General features: G+C 73.3%; 17 protein-coding genes. 12 read left to right on the forward strand and 5 right to left on the reverse strand.

Features of this window, described 5'->3' with window-relative positions:
- Positions 1-925 precede the first annotated feature (925 nt).
- Positions 926-1,420, reverse strand: a complete 495-nt coding sequence (locus ABZ920_RS11570) for a DUF3145 domain-containing protein (RefSeq protein ID WP_361501903.1) — start codon at positions 1,418-1,420, stop codon at positions 926-928.
- Between the two features lie 253 nt (positions 1,421-1,673).
- On the opposite strand from ABZ920_RS11570, the gene ABZ920_RS11575 reads away from it, so the two are divergent.
- Positions 1,674-2,573 (forward strand): SGNH/GDSL hydrolase family protein, encoded by a 900-nt coding sequence (locus ABZ920_RS11575; protein ID WP_361501906.1) that lies wholly within the window; start codon positions 1,674-1,676, stop codon positions 2,571-2,573.
- Between the two features lie 38 nt (positions 2,574-2,611).
- Complete coding sequence (locus tag ABZ920_RS11580) at positions 2,612-3,589, forward strand: aldose epimerase family protein (RefSeq protein ID WP_361501909.1); 978 nt, start codon at positions 2,612-2,614, stop codon at positions 3,587-3,589.
- 407 nt (positions 3,590-3,996) lie between these two features.
- Here ABZ920_RS11580 and ABZ920_RS11585 read toward each other — a convergent pair whose 3' ends face one another.
- Both ABZ920_RS11585 and ABZ920_RS11590 read right to left on the reverse strand, forming a co-directional pair.
- Positions 3,997-4,791, reverse strand: coding sequence for an EI24 domain-containing protein (locus ABZ920_RS11585; protein ID WP_361501912.1), 795 nt, complete (start codon positions 4,789-4,791; stop codon positions 3,997-3,999).
- 344 nt (positions 4,792-5,135) lie between these two features.
- Positions 5,136-6,158, reverse strand: coding sequence for an NADP-dependent oxidoreductase (locus ABZ920_RS11590; protein ID WP_361501914.1), 1,023 nt, complete (start codon positions 6,156-6,158; stop codon positions 5,136-5,138).
- Positions 6,159-6,260: 102 nt separating this feature from the next.
- Between ABZ920_RS11590 and ABZ920_RS11595 the strand changes: the two genes are divergently transcribed.
- A complete protein-coding gene (locus tag ABZ920_RS11595; protein WP_361501917.1) occupies positions 6,261-6,698 on the forward strand; it encodes a MarR family transcriptional regulator in 438 nt (145 codons plus the stop codon).
- A 183-nt stretch (positions 6,699-6,881) separates the two neighbouring features.
- Here the strand turns inward: ABZ920_RS11595 and ABZ920_RS11600 are convergent, their stop codons facing one another.
- A complete protein-coding gene (locus ABZ920_RS11600) occupies positions 6,882-8,285 on the reverse strand; it encodes a hypothetical protein (protein WP_361501920.1) in 1,404 nt (467 codons plus the stop codon).
- A gap of 202 nt (positions 8,286-8,487) precedes the next feature.
- Between ABZ920_RS11600 and ABZ920_RS11605 the strand changes: the two genes are divergently transcribed.
- The 9 genes from ABZ920_RS11605 (at position 8,488) to ABZ920_RS11645 (ending at position 19,588) form a co-directional block, all read left to right on the forward strand.
- Positions 8,488-9,645 (forward strand): mandelate racemase/muconate lactonizing enzyme family protein, encoded by a 1,158-nt coding sequence (locus ABZ920_RS11605; protein WP_361501923.1) that lies wholly within the window; start codon positions 8,488-8,490, stop codon positions 9,643-9,645.
- Positions 9,642-10,646 carry an alcohol dehydrogenase catalytic domain-containing protein gene (locus ABZ920_RS11610; RefSeq protein ID WP_361501926.1) on the forward strand — a complete coding sequence of 335 codons (1,005 nt, stop codon included), beginning with the start codon at positions 9,642-9,644 and terminating at the stop codon, positions 10,644-10,646. Before ABZ920_RS11605 ends, ABZ920_RS11610 begins: the two co-directional genes overlap by 4 nt.
- Before the next feature lie 290 nt (positions 10,647-10,936).
- A complete protein-coding gene (locus tag ABZ920_RS11615) occupies positions 10,937-11,905 on the forward strand; it encodes a hypothetical protein (protein WP_361501929.1) in 969 nt (322 codons plus the stop codon).
- Positions 11,906-12,057: 152 nt separating this feature from the next.
- Entirely contained in the window at positions 12,058-13,167 is a 1,110-nt protein-coding gene (gene chvE, locus ABZ920_RS11620) for a multiple monosaccharide ABC transporter substrate-binding protein (RefSeq protein WP_361501932.1), read from the forward strand.
- 32 nt (positions 13,168-13,199) lie between these two features.
- Positions 13,200-14,750, forward strand: coding sequence for a multiple monosaccharide ABC transporter ATP-binding protein (gene mmsA, locus ABZ920_RS11625; RefSeq protein WP_361501935.1), 1,551 nt, complete (start codon positions 13,200-13,202; stop codon positions 14,748-14,750).
- Complete coding sequence (gene mmsB / locus ABZ920_RS11630; protein WP_361501938.1) at positions 14,747-15,991, forward strand: multiple monosaccharide ABC transporter permease; 1,245 nt, start codon at positions 14,747-14,749, stop codon at positions 15,989-15,991. The genes mmsA and mmsB overlap by 4 nt, the downstream gene beginning before the upstream one ends.
- Before the next feature lie 55 nt (positions 15,992-16,046).
- Positions 16,047-17,198 carry an aldose epimerase family protein gene (locus ABZ920_RS11635; protein WP_361501941.1) on the forward strand — a complete coding sequence of 384 codons (1,152 nt, stop codon included), beginning with the start codon at positions 16,047-16,049 and terminating at the stop codon, positions 17,196-17,198.
- A gap of 149 nt (positions 17,199-17,347) precedes the next feature.
- Positions 17,348-19,210 (forward strand): histidinol-phosphate transaminase, encoded by a 1,863-nt coding sequence (locus ABZ920_RS11640; protein ID WP_361501943.1) that lies wholly within the window; start codon positions 17,348-17,350, stop codon positions 19,208-19,210.
- Positions 19,211-19,387: 177 nt separating this feature from the next.
- Positions 19,388-19,588, forward strand: coding sequence for a hypothetical protein (locus ABZ920_RS11645; protein WP_361501946.1), 201 nt, complete (start codon positions 19,388-19,390; stop codon positions 19,586-19,588).
- 161 nt (positions 19,589-19,749) lie between these two features.
- Here the strand turns inward: ABZ920_RS11645 and ABZ920_RS11650 are convergent, their stop codons facing one another.
- Positions 19,750-20,262: an ATP-binding protein gene (locus ABZ920_RS11650; protein ID WP_361501949.1), complete on the reverse strand. Its 513-nt coding sequence runs from the start codon at positions 20,260-20,262 to the stop codon at positions 19,750-19,752.
- Between the last annotated feature and the right edge of the window lie 124 nt (positions 20,263-20,386).

Genomic DNA, 20,386 nt, shown 5'->3' on the forward strand with positions numbered 1-20,386 from the left:
ACCGGTGGGACGCGGCGGGCCGGCTCGCCGGTCTGCTGCTGCCCGACGGCGGCGCCGTCGACATCGCGTACGACCCCGCGGGTGCCGTGGCGGGGCCCCCACCGGCTGGTGGGGGCCCTCTCCGCGTCTGCGGGGCCCTCCGGGTGCTCCGGTGGCCGGCCTGGTGTGCTCGCCCGGCCACGGGGCGGCCACGGCTCCCCGCCCACCGGAGACGAAGACGGCAGGCTCCACCCGCCGCGAGCGAACAGCGCGGGTCTCGCCTGGCGCCCGCGGCCGACCGCGCTCTCGTCCGCTGCGAGCGGACAGCGCGGGTCTCGCCCGCCGCGAGCGGCCGACCGCGCTCTCGTCCGCCGCGAGCGGGCAGACCCGGGGCTTGTCCGCCGCGAGCGGATGGGGAGGTCTCGCCGGCGGCGAGCGGGACGCTCACGTCCCGTCCGCCCGCGCGAAGCGCCCATGTCTCGCCTGGCGCCAGCAGGCGGAGGTCTCGCGTGCCGGGGGGCGCGGGGGCCGTTCGTCCGGCGCGAGCGGAGGGGGCGCCCGCACGGACGGGTGGCCCGGGCCGGGTGCGAGCGGAGGGAGCGCCCCGGCTCACCGTGCGCTGCGGACGCGGGTCCATCCCGTCCGGTGCCAGCGGACGGATCAGTCAGGCACTGCTCGCGCGAGCGGGTGGGGATGATCCCACCAGCCCGCGGGCGGGACGCCCACGTTCCGTCCGCGCGGACGTGGGTGCGGCTCGTCCGGCGTCAGCGGAGGCCGGGGGTCGTCCGCCGTCGGCGGGCAGCTCACGTGCCGGGTGCCGCGGGGGCGAGGGCCTCTCGTCCGGCGGGGGCGGAGTGGGCCGGTCATGCCCGGTGCGAGGCGGAGGCCGGGGCTCGCCCCGCTGCCCGGGCGGCTCGTGCCGCGGGCGGGTGGGCGGCGGGAGGGTTCAGACGACCTGGTGCAGCCAGCGCACCGGGGCGCCCTCGCCCGCGTAGCGGAAGGGTTCGAGCTCGTCGTCCCAGGGCTTGCCGAGCAGCTTGGAGAGCTCGGCCTCCAGGTCCGTCTCGCCGCGCTGGGAGCGGACCAGGGCCGCGCGCAGCCGGTCCTCGGGGATCAGGATGTCGCCGTGGATGCCGGTGACGGCGTGGAAGATGCCGAGGTCGGGGGTGCAGCTGTAGCGCTCGCCCTCGGCGGTGGGGCAGGGCTCGGCGGTCACCTCGAAGCGCAGCAGGTGCCAGCCGCGCAGCGCGGAGGCAAGCTTGGAGGCGGTGCCGGCCTGGCCCTGCCAGGAGAACTCCGCGCGCCAGGTGCCGGGCGCGGCGGGCTGCCGGATCCAGTCGAGGTTGACGCGTGTGCCGAGCACCCCGGCGATGGCCCACTCGACGTGCGGGCACAGCGCGCGCGGCGCGGAGTGCACGTACAGAACTCCACGTGTCGTCACCGGGACCTCCGGGCAGAGCGGGACATGGTGCGGGCTGGCGGACGGCTGTGGCGCTGGACCACGTGATGGCGAGGCTACCGTGAGACGGCGCAAGGAGTGTGACGTACCGTCGGTCCCGGTGCCGAGAAACGCCCCCCATTCACCCAGGGGGACGCTTGTGCGGGCGCGCGGCGCCCCTCCGGGCCGGGCCGGGAACCTCCGCGCGTTGTCATGGAGGGAGAGCACCTCACGACGACCGAGGGGATCGGGAGCGATGCACAAGGGAAGCCGGCGGACGCGGACCGCCGTGGCGGTCGTGGCGGCGTCCGTCCTGGCGACCGCGGGCTGTGACGCCTTCGGCCACGGCGGCCCCGGTTCCCGGGAGCCCGGCACCGGCACGTCGCGGCCCTCCCCCAGCCCGTCTCCGGTGTGGGACCGCAGTCCGGAGTCGATCGCCGCGGTCGGCGACTCCATCACGCGCGGGTTCGACGCCTGCGCGGTGCTGTCCGACTGTCCCGAGGCGTCGTGGGCGACGGGCAGCGACACCGGGGTGGACAGCCTGGCCCTGCGGCTGCTGGGGGCCGACGGGGCGGCCCGGCGCAGCTGGAACTACGCGGTGACCGGCGCCCGGATGGCCGACCTGACCGCCCAGGTGACCCGGGCCGTGGCGAAGCGGCCGCAGCTGGTGACGGTGATGGTGGGCGCCAACGACGCCTGCCGCACCTCCGCCGCCGCGATGACGCCGGTGGCGGACTTCCGCGCGCAGTTCCAGGAGGCGATGACGAGGCTGCGCAGGGCGCTGCCGAGGACGCAGGTGTACGTCTCCAGCGTGCCGAACCTGATGCGGCTGTGGTCCGAGGGCCGGACGAACCCGCTGGGCAGGCAGGTGTGGCGGCTGGGTATCTGCCCGTCGATGCTGGGCGACGCGGAGGCGCTCGACGCCGCGGCGACCGCGCGGCGCCGGACGGTGCAGACCCGGGTGGAGGCGTACAACGGGGTGCTGAAGGAGGTCTGCGTGAAGGACCGCCGGTGCCGCTTCGACAACAACGCCGTGTACGAGTACCGCTTCGGCACCGAGCAGCTCAGCCACTGGGACTGGTTCCACCCGAGCAGGAACGGCCAGGCGCGGCTGGCGGAGATCGCCTACCGCACGGTCACGGGGAGGACTCCGTGACGCCGTGACGCCGTGACGCGGTGACCTAGGGTTCCCCCATGACTGAACTGTTCGGCACACTTTCCGACGGCACCCCGGTCCACCGCTGGACGCTGGAGCGGGGCGGGGTACGGGTGCGGGTGCTGTCGTACGGCGGGATCGTGCAGTCCGTCGAGGTGCCGGACCGGGACGGGCGCCCGGCGGACGTGGTGCTGGGCTTCCCCGGTCTCGACGGCTACCTGGAGCACCCCGGGCCCTACCTCGGCGCCCTGGTCGGCCGGTACGCCAACCGGATCGCCGGCGGCCGCTTCCCGCTGGACGGCCGCACGTACGCGCTGGCGCGGAACGACGGGCCCCACTCGCTGCACGGCGGCGAACGCGGCTTCGACAAGCGGGTGTGGGACGTGACGCCGGTCGAGCACGGGCTGCGTCTGAGCCGGGTCAGTCCGCACGGCGAGGGGGGCTTCCCCGGCCGGCTGCGGGTCACGGTGACCTGCACGCTGGACGAGACCGGCGCGCTGCGCTTCGCCTACCAGGCGGTCACGGACGCGCCGACCGTCGTCAACCTGACCCACCACGGCTACTGGAACCTGGGCGGCGCGGGCTCGGGCGACGTCGGCGGGCACGAGCTGCGCCTGGCCGCCTCGAGGTGGACACCGGTCGGCGACGACCTGATCCCCGCCGGCTCGCCGGCGGGCGTGGCGGGCACCCGCTTCGACTTCCGGCAGCCGCGCAAGGTCGGCTCCGGCTACGACCACAACTTCGTGCTCGACGCGGGCGTGACGGACACGCCGGTGGAGGCTGCCGAGCTGTACGACCCGGTCTCGGGCCGCGTGCTGACGGTGGCGACGACCGAGCCCGGCATCCAGGTCTACACCGCCGACCAGCTCGGCGCGCCCTTCGCGCCCGGCGCGGGCATCGCGCTGGAGACCCAGCACTTCCCGGACTCCCCGAACCGGCCGGACTTCCCGAGCACCGAGCTGTGTCCCGGCGAGGTGTTCCGCTCGGAGACGGTCTACGGCTTCTCGGTGCGCTGAGCGGTCCCGTCCCGGCCGGTCCGCCGGTCCGTGACACCACGAGCCCCGGTCCGGGCGTCAGGACCCGGGCCGGGGCTTCCGTGGGATTCACGTCCCGGATCAGACGTTAATCGCCGTGGTGCCGCGGCGCGGGGTGATCGGGCGGATCGGGCCGACCTCGTACGAACCCTTCACATCCGCGGCGCGGGTCCGTCCCCGTCCACACCCGGGCCGTCTCCCGCCGGACGGCCCCGGCGCGCGAGCTGGACGGCGGGCGGCCGGTGGCAGGAGCCGGGCGTCACCGGCCGGCCCGTCGGCGAGGCGTGAGGTGGTCCCGGACCGAAGCGTGAGCGGGTCCCGGACCGAAGCGCGAGCCGGTCAGGCCGAAGCGCGAGCCGGAGGGCGTCAGCGGTGTCCGGCGCCGGGCGTCACCGGTCGGCCCGCTCCTTGTGGAGGTCCACGGCGGTGCCCTCGCCGGGCTCCTCGCCGAGCAGGTCGCGGGCCAGCAGAGTGGCTCCCGCCACCGCGCCGGGCATCAGGAAGACCGCCACGAACGGCACCAGGAACGCCAGGCCGAGCGGTGTGCCGAAGCCCCACACCAGCGCCTTGCGGGAGCGCAGGAGAGTGAGCCGCTCGCGCAGTTCGACCCCGCGCCGCTGGAGGGCCACGGCGGCGAGTTCCTCGGTGAGGAAGAAGCCGGTCACGAAGAGGCCGACCACCGGGACGACCGTCTGGCCGATGACCGGGAGGAACCCGAGGGCGAAGAGCAGGACGCCCCACAGCGCGGCCCGGATCAGGATGCGGAGGCTGTCGCGGGCCGAGATCCACAGCTCCCGCCAGAACGGCAGCCCCGACTCCGGCGCGGTGCCGTCGGCGGACACGTCACGGTCGACCCGCTCGGAGAGGCTCTCGTAGAAGGGCTGGCCGACCAGCAGGGTGACCGCGGTGAAGGTGAGGACGGCCAGGAGCAGGCCGAGGGCGAACAGGACGGCGGTGAGGAAAGCACGGAAGAGGCCGGACCACGGGCTGGCCCAGTCGTCGGCGAACGGGGTGGCCCAGGTGACGGCGCCCTCGCCCCACAGGCCGAGCGCGGTGAGCGCCGCCGCGTAGAGGACGAGGGTGATCAGACCGGGCAGCAGGCCGAACCCGTAGTGCCTGCCGTGCCGGGCCATCCACCGCTGCCCCTTGAGGAGATACCTGAAACCCGCCCCGAGATCGCGCATGGGGGAACTGTACCCAGGGCCTTCCGCCCGACTCGGGCCGGCTCGGGCCGCCGCGTCCGGTACGGCTGCGCCGCGCGGCCGGCGGCCGGGCCGCCCCGGGCCCGGCTGCCCTCACCCCCCGCCGCCGGAGAACTCCCGGCAGCAGGGAGGCGGGGGCCGCACCCCACGTCCAAGGGTGCGACCCCCGCCGTACGCAACGAGCGACGTCGGGCCACGTCACGGGGTCCGCCACGATTGGCCCACCGCGCGGCGCTCGCGGCGCTCCCGCACCGGGACACCGTCACCGAGGGGGGCGGGGCACCGGGAAGGTGCGGCCGCCTCCGCGGACCGGCCGGGCGCCGCGGTCAGAGCTTGACGATCATCTTTCCGGTGTTGTCGCCGCGCAGGACGCCGAGGAACGCCTCCAGCGTGTTCTCCACGCCCTCGACGACCGTCTCGCGGTACTTCAGCTCCCCGGAGCGCACCCAGGGGCCGACCTCCTGGACGAACTGCGGCTGCAGGTCGTAGTGGTCGCCCACGAGCAAGCCCTCGATCCGGCCGCGGGTCTGGATCAGCCGGGCCAGGTTCCGGGGGCCGGGGGCGGGCTCGGTGGCGTTGTAGACCGAGATCATGCCGCAGATCGCGATGCGGCCCCCCTGGTTCAGGGAGCCGATGGCCGCCTCCAGGTGGTCGCCGCCGACGTTGTCGAAGTACACGTCGACGCCGTCAGGGGCCGCGGCGCGCAGCTGCTCGCTCACCGGGCCGTTCTTGTAGTTGAAGGCGGCGTCGAAGCCGTACTCGTCGACGAGCAGCTCGACCTTCTCGTCGGAGCCGGCGGAGCCGATCACCCGCGAGGCGCCCTTGAGCCGGGCGATCTGGCCGACCTGGCTGCCCACGGCGCCGGCCGCGCCGGACACGAAGACGATGTCGCCCTCCTTGAAGGAGGCGGTCCGCAGCAGGCCCGCGTAGGCGGTGAGGCCTGTCATGCCGAGCACGCCGAGGTACGCCGACAGGGGCGCGGCCTCGGGGTCGACCTTGACGGCCTGCCGGGCGTCGACGGCGGCGTACTCGCGCCAGCCGCCGTAGTGCAGGACGTGGTCGCCGACGGCGATGTTCTCGGCGTTGGAGGCGACCACCTCGCCGACCGCGCCGCCCTGCATCGGCTTGTCCAGCTCGTACGGCGCCACGTAGGACTTGGCGGCGCTCATCCTGCCGCGCATATAGGGGTCCACCGAGAGGTACTCGTTGCGGACGAGGACCTGGCCGTCACCCGGCTGCGGAAGCTCCGACTCGACGAGGGCGAAGTCCTCGGGCTTCGGCCAGCCGACCGGGCGGCTGAGCAGGTGCCATGCGCGGTTGACGGCGGGAAGAGTGGGGCTGTCGGACATGCTGTGCGCCTTTCCTCCGGGGGACGGCGGTTACTTCAGTACCTGAAACAACGATGCCCCTGAATATTTCAGGTTGTCAAATAAACCGGTAGGCTGGGGAGCATGGCCGCTCCGCAGAAGACCCGTCGCCCCGACGCGCTGACCCTCGAGGTCGTCGAACTCATCGGGGACGTCGTGGCCCGGTTCCACGAGGACTACGAGGAGGCCGCAGCGGCGCACGCGCTCACCGGAGCACAGGCGCGCCTGCTCAGCCTGCTGTCCCTGGAGCCGCTGCCGATGCGGAGGCTGGCGCAGCGCCTGAAGTGCGAACCGTCGAACGTCACGGGCATCGTGGACCGGCTGGAGGCCCGGGGGCTGGTGGAGCGGCGGCCGGATCCCGCGGACCGCCGGGTGAAGGTGGCCGCGGCCACCGAGGAGGGCCGGCGGGTGGCCCGGGAGCTGCGCGAGGGCCTCCGCTTCGCCCGCGAGCCGCTGGCCGGGCTGTCCGACGAGGAACGGCGGGCCCTGCGCGGTCTGCTGCGGCGGATGCTGGACGCCTGACCCGGCCGGCGCGTGGCGCGCCGCGGGGTGCGGCCGCCGGGCCGCGGACGGCGCCCCGGCCAGGGGGTTCCGGCCCCGCAGCCGTGGCGCCCCTCCCGCGAGTTCGGCCGAGCGTGGGGAGCCGTGCCGAGCATGGGGAGCCGTGCCGGGCGTCGCGGACCCGGGCCGGTCCGGACGAAGTCCCTAGCTGCACCACCACAGGAAGCGGTCGCAGTGCTCCGTGGGGGTCGGCTCCGGAGTCGGCTCGGACGTCGGCGGGGGCGGCGGAGCGCTCGTCGGCTGGGGCTGCGGCGGTGGCTCCGGGTCCGAGGTGACCGGGGCGCCACCGGTGTCCGGTCCGGTGCTCGGCGCCTGCGGGGACTGCGGCGCCCCGCTCTCCTGCGCCTCCTCGTCGTCCTTCTCGTCCCGCGCGGAGGCCGAGGCCGACGGGGAGGACGACGCGTCCGGCGAGGCCGTGCCCGTGCTGCCACCCTTGCCGGGCGCGGCACCGGGGGCCCGCGACTCCTCGTCCTTCCCGGAGGGGGCCGAGCCGCCGTCCGCCGAGTCGTCCTCGGCCACGGCCGGCGTCGGGCTGGAGAAGACCGGCGCGTCCATCCCCAGCTCGGCGAGGCTCAGCCCGCCCGCGGCGAGCACGAAGCCGGCACTGATCAGCAGGACCCGGCGCCTGCGCCGGCGGTGGGCCGCGGCCTTGCGGTCGCGACGGCTCCCGGCCGCGCCCTCCACGCCGTCGGCGTCCTCCTCGACCCCGCCGCGCCCGCGCGACGGCGACCCGCGCCGCGCGGACCGCCTCCGCGGCCCGTCCGGTTCGCCGTCCGGGCCGCCGTCGTCGGAGCCGCTTCCCGGACCGCCGTCGCCGGGATCGTCGTCCCCACCGTCCGCCGCACCGCCGCCGGCGGGGCCGTGACCGTCGGGGTCCCCGGCCCGGTCCCGGCGGGCGCGGCCCTCGTGGCTTCCGGCGCCCGGGTGGCCGAGGTGACCTTCGTGATCGCCGGGACCGGCAGGCGCGGTGGGGGCGGCAGGCGTGGCGGGTGCGGCATGACCGTGGCCGCCGGTACCGGTCGGGCCGGCGTGGCCCTCGTGGCCGCCGGCGCTGTCCTGGCCGGCGTACCCCGCGTACGCGTCGGCCCCGCCGAGACCGCCGCCGTACTCCGCTCCAGGCCGGGCACTCGCGTGGCCGGCGTACTCCCGGTGCGACCCGATGCCCGCGTGCCCGGCGTACTCCCCCTGCGGCACGGCACCCGCGTGCCCGGCGTACTCCCCCTGCGGCACGGCACCCGCGTGCCCGGCGTACTCCCCCTGCGGCACGGCACCCGCGTGCCCGGCGTACTCGCCCTGCGCCCCGATGCCCGCGTGGCTCCCGTACTCACCCTGGTGACCGCCGTACGCCCCGTGCTCGTACACGCCGTGCGGCTCGTACGCCCCGTGGGCCTGGTGGCCGGCGGACGGCTGCGCCGGGACGCCCGCCCCGGCTCCCCGGCGCGGATCCGCCTCCTGTGCGTACGGGGGCGGCGCTTCGGCCGGTGCGCCGCACCCCGGGCAGGCGAGGGCGCCGTTGAGGTGCCGTCGGCACGGGTGGCAGTAGTCCATGACGCGGGAAGACTAAGTTCCGGCCGGGCAGCGTTCCTAGGGGACCCTGTGAAGGTTCTGTGGGGAGTCGAAAAAGCTCTCGAAAGGTCGGCCGAAACCGTTACGCGTCCGACCCATTGACACCCGCGGCGGCCCGTCCCTACTGTCACGCCAGCATTTCGAACATGTGACGAAATATCGAACAGGCTGAGGGGCAACTGCCGTGCGCATCACCGGAATCAGCACACACGTGGTCGGGACGCCGTGGCGCAACCTGACGTACGTACAGGTGCACACCGACGAGGGGATCACGGGAGTCGGCGAGACCCGGATGCTGGGCCGCACCGACGCGCTGATCGGCTACCTGCGGGAGGCCGAGGCCAACCACATCGCCGGGTCGGACCCGTTCGCGGTGGAGGACCTGGTCCGCCGGATGAAGTACGGCGACTACGGCCGCGCGGGCGAGATCGTCATGTCCGGCATCGCGGTGGTCGAGATGGCCTGCTGGGACATCAAGGGCAAGGTCCTCGGCGTGCCGGTGTGGCAGCTCCTGGGCGGCAAGGTCACCGACCGGGTCAAGGCGTACGCCAACGGCTGGTACACCACCGAGCGGAGCCCGGAGGCCTATCACAAGGCCGCGCAGAAGGTCGTCGCACGGGGTTACCGGGCGCTGAAGATCGACCCCTTCGGCACCGGCCACTTCGAGCTCGACCACGAGCAGACCCTGTACTCCGTCTCCCTCATCGAGGCCGTCCGGGACGCCATCGGCCCGGACACCGAGCTGATGCTGGAGATGCACGGCCGCTTCTCCCCCGCCACGGCCGTCCGGCTGGCCAGGGAGCTGGCCCCGTACCAGCCGGCCTGGCTGGAGGAGCCGGTCCCGCCGGAGAACCTCAAGGCCCTGAAGAAGGTGGCCGAGAAGGTGGACCTGCCGGTCGCCACCGGTGAGCGCATCCACGACCGGATCGAGTTCCGCGAGCTGTTCGAGAACCAGGCCGCGGACATCCTCCAGCCCGACGTCGGCCACCTCGGCGGCATCTGGGAGACCCGGAAGCTGGCCGCGACCGCCGAGACCCACTACATGCTCGTCGCCCCGCACAACGTCGGCGGCTCGGTGCTGACGGCCGCCAGCCTCCAGGTCGGCTTCACCTCCCCCAACTTCAAGATCCTGGAGCACTTCAACGACTTCGCCGACGCGGAGATCAAGAAGGTGGTCAAGGGCGCCCCGCAGGTCGTCGACGGCTACTTCCACCTCTCCGACGCGCCGGGCCTGGGCGTGGAGCTGGACACCGACGCGGCCGCCGAGTTCCCGCAGCAGCAGGCGCGGTTCGACCTGTGGGCCGAGGGCTGGGAGCAGCGCAGGCCGAAGGGCACCCGGTGAGCCGGGCCGTCCTGATCGAGGCGCCGGGCGCGCACCTCCTGGTCCCGCACGAGCCGCGCGAGCCCGGCCCCGGCGAGGCGCTGGTCGCCGTGCACGCGGTGGGGATCTGCGGCAGCGACCGGGAGGTCTACCAGGGCAACCGGCCGGAGGGGTACGTCCGTTACCCCCTCGTCCCGGGCCACGAGTGGTCGGGGACGGTCCGGGCGGTCGGTGCCGGGGTGCCCGCCGCCCTGGCCGGCCGGAAGGTCGTCGGGGAGGGCTTCCGCAACTGCCAGGTCTGCGACCGCTGCCGTGCGGGGGAGACGACCCTGTGCGGCGCCGGATACGAGGAGACCGGGTTCACCCAGCCCGGTGCGATGGCCGGCACGCTCACCCTGCCGGCCCGGCTGCTGCACGTCCTGCCGGACGACGCCGGCCTGACGGCCGCCGCCCTGCTGGAGCCGGCCGCCTGCGTCGCCGCCGCCGCGCTGAAGGCGGACGTGCGGCCGGGCGAGCGGGTCGCGGTCGTCGGCACCGGCACGCTCGGCATGTTCGCGGTGCAGTTCCTCCGGGCCGTCTCCCCGGCCGCCTTGCTGGTCGTCGGCACCAGCGACGACCGGGAGGCGCTGTCCCGGCGGTTCGGCGCCACCGACTTCCGCACCACGGACCGGCCCCTGCCCGGCGACCTCGACGTCGTGATCGAGGCCGCCGGGTCCGCGTCCGCCGCACGCACCGCCGCCTCCCTGCTCCGGCGCGGCGGGCGTCTGGTGCTCACGGGCATCCCGGCGCCGGGCGCGGACGGGCTCGACCCCACCGACCTGGTGGTGCGTCAGCTGGAGGTGCGCACCGTCTTCGGTGCGCCACCGGCCGCCTGGGCGTACACGGTGCGGGTGTTCGCGGCCGGACTGCTCGATCCGCTGCCACTGGTCACCCACGAACTGCCGCTCGCCGAGTTTTCCCGGGCCATCGCCCTGGCCGGGGCGGGCGACCCCGCGGTCGGCAAGGTGCTGCTCCGCCCCTGAAGCCCCGGGCCCAGGCCCGGTGCGGCACCGCCCGCCGACCGTTCCGTCGCCCGTGCTCCGGCCGGGTGCGCCGGCGCCGAGGGGCCGGGGCGCCCGCGGCGCGAGAGCGGCCGGCGCGGGGAGCACGAAGGGCGGGGGTCGCCGGCGCGGCGGCATCTGCCCAAAGCCCCCGGCGAACGGGCCGTCCCCACGGCGGCCGGTGCGGCACCCGCGCCCCGCGCGCGGTCCCGCACCGACGTACACCCCGAGCCGCGAACCTTGTCCGGAATATCGAACACTAAGGACAGCTTGTGACCCACGCTTCCGCCACGGCAGCCCGCAGGCCCGGTGAGCGGGCGCTCGCCGCACTGGGCCTGGGCGCTCCCGCCCTCGACCCCGCCGACGCCTCGCCCCACACCTTCCCGGGCGGCGGCCGCTGGCGCACCGAGATCCCCTCGTGCGAGGGCCCCGAGGCGCTGGCGGCGGTTCTGGAGGAGGCCGCACGGCTCGACGTGCCGATCCACCGGATCAGCCAGGGCAGCGGCGTGTGGATGCTGACCGACGCCGAGATCTCCGAGATGGTCGATGCCACCCGTGAACGCGCCGTCGAACTGTGCCTGTTCACCGGCCCGCGCGGCACCTGGGACATCGGCGGCTCGGTGCGCTCGGACTCACGCGGCGCGGGGCTGAGGGCCCGGGGCCACGACGCGGTCGCCGGCTGCGTCGAGGACGCCGTCCGGGCGACGGAGCTGGGCGTCAAGTGCCTGCTCGTCGCCGACGAGGGCGTGCTGTGGACGCTGCACCGGGCGCGCGGGACGGGCCTCATCCCCGCCGACACGACCCTGAAGGTCTCCGCGCTGATCGGTCCGGTGAACCCGGCGTCGTTCGCCGTCTACGAACACCTGGGCGCCGACTCCGTCAACGTGCCCAGCGACCTGACGCTCGATCACCTCACCGAAATACGGCGGGTTTCGGCCGCCCCCATGGACATGTACATCGAGGCCCCCGACGATCTCGGCGGTTACGTACGGATGTACGAGGTCGCCGAGCTGATCCGGCGCGGCGCACCGCTCTACCTGAAGTTCGGCCTGTCGAAGGCCCCCGGCCTCTACCCGTACGGGCACCACCTGCGGGAGGCGACCCTGGCCACGGCCAGGGAGCGGGTCCGGCGCGGCCGGCTCGCCCTGGACCTGCTCGCACGCCACGGCGCGGACGGCGGCATGGCGCCGCTCGGGTCCCGGCTGCCCGGCGGGCTGAGGCGGTTCGCCGTCCCGTCATAACGTTCCGGAAACTCGGCTTCACAGAAGCCCACACAGCCGCGCACAATCCCACACACCTCCTCTCGGCCCCACGCCCGGCACCACGCCCCAGCGACTGCGCACCTGAAGAACTCCCGACCGAGCCCTGCACCCACACGTCAAGGATGATGATCATGCGTAACCGCAGAGCCGCCCTCGCCGCCCTGGCCTCAGCCGCCTCCCTCGCCCTCACCCTGACCGCCTGCGGCCAGAACAGCGAGGGCGGCAGCAAGGGGGACGGCAAGGGCGCCAAGGGCGCGACCATCGGCATCGCGATGCCGACGAAGTCCTCCGAGCGCTGGATCGCCGACGGCAACAACGTCAAGAAGAACCTGGAGTCCAAGGGCTACAAGACCAAGCTGGTCTACGGCGAGGACGACCCGGACCAGCAGGTCTCGCAGGTCGAGAACCTGATCACGCAGGGCGTCAAGGCGCTGATCATCGCCGCCATCGACAACAAGTCCATGAACAACGTGCTGCAGCAGGCCAAGGACGCCGGCATCCCGGTGATCTCCTACGACCGCCTGATCCTCGGCACCCCGGACGTCGACTACTACGCCTCCTTCGACAACGAGAAGGTCGGCGAGCTGCAGGGCACCTACATCGTCGACAAGCTCGGTCTGAAGGCCGGCAAGAAGGGCCCGTTCAACATCGAGCTGTTCGCCGGCTCCAACGACGACAACAACACCCGCTACTTCTTCCAGGGCGCGATGAAGGTCCTGCAGCCCTACATCGACGGCAAGCAGCTCGTCGTCCGCTCGGGCCAAACCCGGCTCAACCAGGTCACCACCCTGCGCTGGGACGGCGGCACCGCCCAGAAGCGCATGGACGACATCCTGACCTCGTCCTACAAGTCCACCCGGGTCGACGCGGTCCTCTCGCCGTACGACGGCATCTCCATCGGCATCCTCTCGGCGCTGAAGTCGGACGACTACGGCTCCAAGGCCAAGCCGCTGCCGGTCGTCACCGGCCAGGACGCCGAGGTCGCCTCAGTGAAGTCGATCATCGCCGGCGAGCAGTCGATGACCGTCTACAAGGACACCCGCGAACTCGCCAAGGTGGCCTCGAACATGGTGGACGCCGTGCTGGACGGCAAGAAGCCCGAGGTCAACGACACCAAGACCTACGACAACGGCGCGAAGGTCGTGCCCGCCTACCTGCTCACGCCGGTCGCCGTCGACAAGGCCAACTACCAGGAGGCCGTCGTCGACTCCGGCTACCTCAAGGAAAGCGACCTCAAGTAACCGCCGGCACCCACTGATTGGAAGGCACGACCATGGCGGGACCCGTCCTGGAAATGCGCTCGATCGTCAAGACCTTTCCCGGTGTCAAGGCGCTGTCGGACGTCACCCTGACCGTCCGGCGGGGCGAGGTCCACGCCATCTGCGGGGAGAACGGCGCCGGCAAGTCGACCCTCATGAAGGTCCTCTCCGGCGTCCACCCGCACGGCACCTACGAGGGCGACATCCTCTTCGAGTCGGAGGTCTGCCGCTTCAGGGACATCCGGGCGAGCGAGCAGCGCGGCATCGTGATCATCCACCAGGAGCTGGCCCTGGTGCCCTACCTCTCCGTCGCGGAGAACATCTTCCTCGGCAACGAGCACGCCAGGCGCGGGCTCATCAACTGGAACGACACGCTCAGGCACGCCGGCGAGCTGCTGCGCCGGGTCGGGCTCGACGAGCACCCGGAGACCCGTGTCGCCGACATCGGCGTGGGCAAGCAGCAGCTGGTGGAGATCGCCAAGGCGCTGTCGAAGGAGGTCAAGCTGCTCATCCTCGACGAGCCGACCGCGGCGCTCAACGACGAGGACAGCGGCAAACTGCTGGACCTGATCCTGCAGTTGAAGGACCAGGGCATCACCTCGATCGTCATCTCCCACAAGCTCAACGAGATCCGCAGGGTCGCCGACTCGGTGACGATCCTCCGCGACGGACGCACCATCGAGACGCTCGACGTGAAGGCCCCGGAGACCACCGAGGACCGGATCATCAGCGGCATGGTCGGCCGCGACCTGGAGCACCGTTTCCCGGCGCGGACACCGCACCGGCCCGAGGAGGGCGCGGCCCCGGCCCTGGAGATCCGCAACTGGACCGTGCACCACCCGATCGACCAGCAGCGCAAGGTGGTCGACGACGTGTCGCTGCAGGTGCGGCGCGGCGAGATCGTCGGCATCGCGGGCCTCATGGGCGCCGGCCGCACCGAGCTGGCCATGAACGTCTTCGGGCGCGCCTACGGCCGCTACGCGGGCGGCACGGTGCTCAAGGACGGCCGGGAGATCCGCACCAGGACCGTCCCGGAGGCGGTCCGGCACGGCATCGCCTACGTCACCGAGGACCGCAAGCACTACGGCCTGAACCTCATCGACACCATCAACCGCAACATCTCGCTGACCGCGCTGGACAAGGTCGCCCGGCGCGGTGTGGTGGACGAGCACGCGGAGCGGCGGGTCGCCGAGGGCTTCCGCACGTCCATGAACATCAAGGCGCCGACCGTGTTCGAGCCGGTGGGCAAGCTGTCCGGCGGCAACCAGCAGAAGGTCGTCCTCAGCAAGTGGGTCTTCGCCGGTCCCGACGTGCTAATCCTCGACGAGCCCACGCGCGGCATCGACGTGGGCGCCAAGTACGAGATCTACACGGTCATCGACCAGCTGGCCGCCCAGGGCAAGGCGGTCGTCTTCATCTCCTCCGAGCTGCCCGAGCTGCTCGGCATGTGCGACCGCATCTACACGATGGCCGCGGGGCGGCTGACCGGTGAGTTCTCGCGGGCGGAGGCCTCGCAGGAGGCACTGATGCGGCAGATGACGAAGGACAAAGAGGTATCGCGATGAGCACGGAAGTCACCGACAAGACCCCGGCGGCCGCGCCGCCCGGCAGGGGCGGCGCGGGCACCGGCGGCGGTCTGCTGGAACTGGTGCTGGACGGCATGCGCCGCAACATGCGCCAGTACGGCATGCTGATCGCCCTCGGCCTGATCGTCGTCCTGTTCGCCGTGTGGACCGAGGGCGACCTGCTGCTGCCGCGCAACGTCTCCAACCTGGTGCTGCAGAACAGCTACATCCTGATCCTCGCGATCGGCATGATGCTCGTCATCATCGCGGGCCACATCGACCTGTCGGTGGGCTCGCTGACGGCGTTCGTCGGATCGATGGCCGCGGTGTTCATGGTCAGGAACGACCTGCCGTGGCCGCTCGCCGTGGTGCTGTGCCTGGCCGTGGGCGCGGTGGCCGGCGCCGTCCAGGGCTTCTTCATCGCCTACGGCGGCATACCGTCGTTCATCGTGACCCTGGCGGGCATGCTCATCTTCCGCGGGCTGACGGAGATCTTCCTCAAGGGCCAGACGCTCGGCCCCTTCCCGGACGGCCTGCAGAAGGTCGCCAACGGCTTCCTGCCGGAGGTGGGCCCGAAGACCAACTACCACAACCTCACCCTGCTGCTGGGGCTGGCGCTGATCGCGTTCGTGGTGTTCCAGGAGCTCCGCGACCGCAAGCGGCAGCAGGAGTTCGCCCTGGACGTGCCGCCCGCCCGCCTGTTCGCGCTGAAGCTGGTCGCGCTGGCCGCCGCCGTGCTGGTGGTCACGCTGCTGCTGGCCAGCTACAAGGGCGCCCCGATCGTCCTGCTGATCCTCGGCGTGCTGCTCGTCGGCTTCGGCTACGTGATGCGCAACGCCGTCATCGGCCGCCACATCTACGCCATCGGCGGCAACCTGCCCGCGGCCAAGCTGTCGGGCGTGAAGGACAAGAAGGTCACCTTCCTGGTCTTCCTGAACATGGGCATGCTCGCGGCCCTGGCGGGCCTGGTGTTCGCCGCCCGCTTCAACGCGGCCTCGCCCAAGGCCGGCCTGAACTTCGAGCTGGAGGCGATCGCGGCCTCGTTCATCGGCGGCGCGTCGATGAGCGGCGGCGTCGGCACCGTCCTCGGCGCGATCATCGGCGGTCTGGTCCTGGGCGTGCTGAACAACGGCATGAACCTCGTCGGCATCGGCACCGACTGGCAGCAGGTCATCAAGGGCCTGGTGCTGCTGGCGGCGGTCGGGTTCGACGTGTGGAACAAGCGCAAGGTCGGTTCGTAGGTCAGCTCGGGCCCCGCACGGACGGTGCGGGGCCCTTCCTCTCAGGGGAGCCGCAGTGGAAATGAGCAGACGAACGGTCATCGCGGGCGCGGCGGCCGCGGGTGTCACGGCCGCGACGGCGGGGACGGCGCACGCCGCCCCGGCAGGCAGGGGGAAGCCGGTGAAGGAGCTCTTCGGCACGCTCGCCGACGGCACCAGGGTGTACCGCTGGTCGATGGCCAACGGCGGCACCCGGATGAAGGTGCTGTCCTACGGCGGCATCGTGCAGTCCCTGGAGATCCCGGACCGGCACGGGCGGTACGCCAACGTCTCCCTCGGCTACGACGACCTCGACGCGTACGTCGCCGGCACCACCTTCTTCGGCGCGACCATCGGCCGCTACGGCAACCGCATCGCGAAGGGCCGCTTCACCCTGGACGGCACCACCCACCAGCTCTCCGTCAACGACGGCGAGAACAGCCTGCACGGCGGCGCCAGGGGCTTCAGCACCCGCGTCTTCGACGTCGAGCCGTTCACCCGGGGCACCGACGTCGGCCTGCACCTGTACTACACGAGCGCCGACGGCGAGATGGGCTACCCGGGCACCCTGCGCACGAAGGTGACCTTCACGCTGACCCGGCACGGCGACTGGCGCATCGACTACCGGGCCACCACCGACAGGCCGACGGTCGTCAACCTGACCAACCACACCTACTACAACCTCGCGGGCGAGGGCAGCGGCAGCATCCACGACCACGAACTGACGCTGCGCGCCTCCCGCTACACCCCCACCGGCTCCGGTCTCATCCCCACCGGCGAACTGGCGCGGGTGGCGGGCACCCCGTTCGACTTCCGTCGTGCCAAGCCCATCGGACGGGACATCCGCGCCGGGCACCCCCAGCTGATCACCGCCAAGGGCTTCGACCACAACTTCGTCCTCGACAAGGGCGTGACCGCCGGGCCCGAGCACGCCGCCACCCTGCGCGACCCGGAGTCGGGCCGCACGCTGAGCATCGCCACGGACCAGCCGGGCGTGCAGTTCTACTCGGGCAACTTCCTCGACGGCACGCTGGTCGGCCCCTCCGGCCGCACCTACCGGCAGGGCGACGGGCTGTGCCTGGAGACGCAGCACTTCCCGGACTCGCCGAACCAGCCGTCCTTCCCGTCGACCGTGCTGCGCCCCGGGCAGGTCTACCGCACGACGACGGTCCACTCCTTCGGTGCCTGACCGGACCCGGCGTACCGGGCCGTGCGCGTGAGTTGAACGGCCCGGTGGTCCCCTTCGTATGCATGGGTGGTCCGCGCCGCCCCGCGCGGGCCACCCCACAGACGACGGGTCCGGACGTCCCCGCCGGACCCGCCTCACACGGAGGTTCCATGGCCGGCAACGTCACCTCGCTGTTCCGCGGCACGGCGGCGCACAGCCCCTCGATGGCGGCGCTGACGCGGGAGGGCGGCGACGGGGCCGGGCCGGTGGACTTCTGCATCCCCTGCAACCCGTACTTCCCGACGCCGGACATGTTCGACGAGATGGCGGCCCGGCTGCGCGAGATCATCACCTACTACCCGAGCGGCGCGGACACCATCACCGCCGAGCTGTGCAGCCTGCTCCAGCTGCCGCCGCAGTGCGTCGCCATGGGCAACGGGTCGACCGAGCTGATCACCTGGATCGACCACCTGCTGGTCCGCGAGTCCCTCGCCGTGCCCGTCCCCACCTTCGGCCGCTGGACCGACCAGCCGATGGAGACCGGCAAGCGGGTCGACATGTTCCCGCTGCAGGAGGCCGGCGGCTTCGCCCTCGACCTCGCGCAGTACGCGGAGTTCATCCGGTCCCGCGGCTCCCGGGTCGCCGTGATCTGCAACCCCAACAACCCCGACGGGGGTTTCCTGCACCGGCAGCAGGTGGTGCAGTTCATGGACGCGATGGCCGATCGGGACCTCGTCGTGATCGACGAGTCGTTCCTGGAGTTCGCGGACGCGGAGGCCGAACCCAGCGTCGTCCAGGAGGCCATGCTGCGCCCCAACGTCGTCGTCCTGCGCAGCCTCGGCAAGAACTTCGGCCTGCACGGCATCCGCTTCGGCTACCTGGTCGCCAACCCGGCGCTGGCGGGCCGGGTCCGCTCGATGCTGCCGAAGTGGAACCTCAACTCCTTCGCCGAGCACGTGGTGTTCATGCTCAAGGAGCACGGCGCCGCGTACCAGCAGAGCCTGCAGCAGGTGCGCCGCGACCGGCTGGAGATGGCCAGCCACCTCTCCGCGCTGCCCGGCCTGACGGTCTATCCGTCGCAGGGCAACTTCCTCTTCGTGCGCCTCCCCGTGGGCGCCGAGGGCACCGTGGTCCGGGACCGGCTGCTCACCGAGCACCGGATCCTCGTCCGCGAGTGCGGCAACAAGATCGGTTCGTCCAGCCGCTTCCTGCGTCTCGTGGTGCGCCCCCAGGTGGACGTGCGTCGCCTGGTGTCCGGCCTGGAGTCGGTGCTCTACGGGACCGGGAGGGAAGCCGCCGTGCCCGAGCCGGGTGCCGGGACCACCTACAGCTCGGGTACGGCGGCCGTGGACCGGCTGATCAACGAGACGAACGGGGCGGGGACGCGGATGCCGGCCGCCCCGGCGGCGGGTGCGGGGGCGGGGCCCGCGGCCGCCCCGGCCCCTGGACCCGTCCCCGTCCCCGTCCCCGGCCCCGGCCCCGGCCCCGGCCCCGGCCCCGGCGTGCCGCTCCCCGCTCCCGTGCCGGCCGCGTCCGCGATACCCGCCGCGTCCGCCGCGCGGCCGGGCGGCGCGGGGATGCCGCTGTCGGCGGCGGCATCGGCCCTGCCCCAGCCCCCCGCCCCGGCCCCCACCCCGGCGCCCGTACCCGCTCCGGTCCCCACACCGGCTCCCGCCCCTGCTCCCGCTCCGGCGCAGCCCCTGGCCCCGGCCGCGTCACACCAGGTTCCCGCCCCGGCGCCGGTCCCGATGCCGGCACCGGTCCCGATGCCGGCGCCGGTGCCCGCCGCGGCGGCGGTCCCGGTGCCCTCTCCGGTGCCCGGCCCGGCGCCGGTGCCGATGTCGTCCCCGGTGCCCGCCGGGGCGGCGACCGGGCTCACCCCGCCGGGCGTCCCCGCCCGCGGCGGTCTCACGGCCGCCCAGGTGAGGGGCATGACCGCCCCCGGCGTCCCCGGCCTGGCCCCGGCCCCGGCGACCGGCTGGCCGGCCCCGCAGAGCTGGCCGGACGCGGCGGGAATGGGCCAGGCGGGCTGAGCGGGCCGGGCGAGGCGGGGATGGGCCAGGCTGGCTGACCGGGTGGCGCCAGGCCGTACCCGGCCCGGTTCGCGGCCGTCCCCTGGGCATCGTGCGTCCCGCGCCCGGCCGGTAGGTTGTGCGCCCCGTCGATGATCGACCGGGTGCGGCCGGGGGGCGGCCGGGGAGGGACTGGTTGTGGGCAAGCTGCCTGACGAGGCGCTCGCAGTACTCGGGCTGCCCGCGATGCCGGCCGCTTTCGGCGACCGCTCCGAGCCTCTGGCCGATGTTCCGGGTGCGCAGGTCGTGGAACGGCGGTCCTTCTTCCGCGCGATCAGGGAGTCGCTGGCCTCGGAGAGCACGGACGCCTCCGGCGGTGCGCTGCCCCCGTTGTCCTGACCGCATCGCCCGTCACGACCCGGTCGGCGGGCTCGTCACTGAGGCATCGGAGACGGCTCTCACGGACCGCACGGGCGAGCGGGCGTGATCGCCCAACGGTGCCCGCCGGGTTCCGTCGCGGAACGTCCTCGGCGGCCCGGGCGACCAGGGGCCGGGCGGCCTCAACCGGATGCCGTTGAGCCCGCCGGGGTTTCCCGTTGGCGTGCGCTGAGGCGCCAGTACGGCACCGGCAGGTCCACCTCGGCCCGCACGGTCTTGCCGGGTGCCCCGTGTTCGCGGGCCAGCACCTCCCAGCGGTCCGCGAGGGCGCCGACGACCGCCAGTCCGCGGCCGGTGTCGTCGAGGGGGCCGGCCGGCCGTACCTCACCCGGCTCCGGCGGCAGCGCACCGGCGCGGGGATCGGTCACCTCGACGCGGACGCTGCCCGTGACGAGCGAGAGCCGCAGCTCGAAGTCCCGCCCCGGCACCCGGCCGTGGGTCACCGCGTTGGCGGCCAGCTCCGCGACGACGGCCGCCACGGCGTCGGAGGGCGCGGAGGCCGGCGGGACTCCCCAGGTCTCCAGCTGACGCACGGCGAACCGGCGGGCGAGCCGGGCACCGCGCGGTGTCGCGCTGAGTCGCTGAGTGAACGTACGTACGGTAACCGGCGGTTCGGGGGTGGTGCGTGCTGTCATGGCTGGATACTGGCGCGCACGGAGGCCGCTCAACCAGGTCAGAGCCGCGTACGCTGTCGCGCCGTACGCGGTGACCGGCTGGACGATACCGGTTACGTTCTGTGACCATGGGTGCGGGAGGTGA

This window comes from Streptomyces sp. NPDC046831 (assembly GCF_040645305.1).
Classification (GTDB): domain Bacteria; phylum Actinomycetota; class Actinomycetes; order Streptomycetales; family Streptomycetaceae; genus Streptomyces.

Bases quoted from the DNA above. Each gene is read 5' to 3' on its own strand.
- ABZ920_RS11585 (WP_361501912.1), bottom strand. From the start codon at position 4,791: ATGCGCGATCTCGGGGCGGGTTTCAGGTATCTCCTCAAGGGGCAGCGG.
- mmsA (WP_361501935.1), top strand. From the start codon at position 13,200: ATGGCGGGACCCGTCCTGGAAATGCGCTCGATCGTCAAGACCTTTCCC.
- mmsB (WP_361501938.1), top strand. From the start codon at position 14,747: ATGAGCACGGAAGTCACCGACAAGACCCCGGCGGCCGCGCCGCCCGGC.
- ABZ920_RS11650 (WP_361501949.1), bottom strand. From the start codon at position 20,262: ATGACAGCACGCACCACCCCCGAACCGCCGGTTACCGTACGTACGTTC.
- chvE (WP_361501932.1), top strand. From the start codon at position 12,058: ATGCGTAACCGCAGAGCCGCCCTCGCCGCCCTGGCCTCAGCCGCCTCC.
- ABZ920_RS11640 (WP_361501943.1), top strand. From the start codon at position 17,348: ATGGCCGGCAACGTCACCTCGCTGTTCCGCGGCACGGCGGCGCACAGC.
- ABZ920_RS11600 (WP_361501920.1), bottom strand. From the start codon at position 8,285: ATGGACTACTGCCACCCGTGCCGACGGCACCTCAACGGCGCCCTCGCC.
- ABZ920_RS11575 (WP_361501906.1), top strand. From the start codon at position 1,674: ATGCACAAGGGAAGCCGGCGGACGCGGACCGCCGTGGCGGTCGTGGCG.
- ABZ920_RS11595 (WP_361501917.1), top strand. From the start codon at position 6,261: ATGGCCGCTCCGCAGAAGACCCGTCGCCCCGACGCGCTGACCCTCGAG.
- ABZ920_RS11580 (WP_361501909.1), top strand. From the start codon at position 2,612: ATGACTGAACTGTTCGGCACACTTTCCGACGGCACCCCGGTCCACCGC.
- ABZ920_RS11590 (WP_361501914.1), bottom strand. From the start codon at position 6,158: ATGTCCGACAGCCCCACTCTTCCCGCCGTCAACCGCGCATGGCACCTG.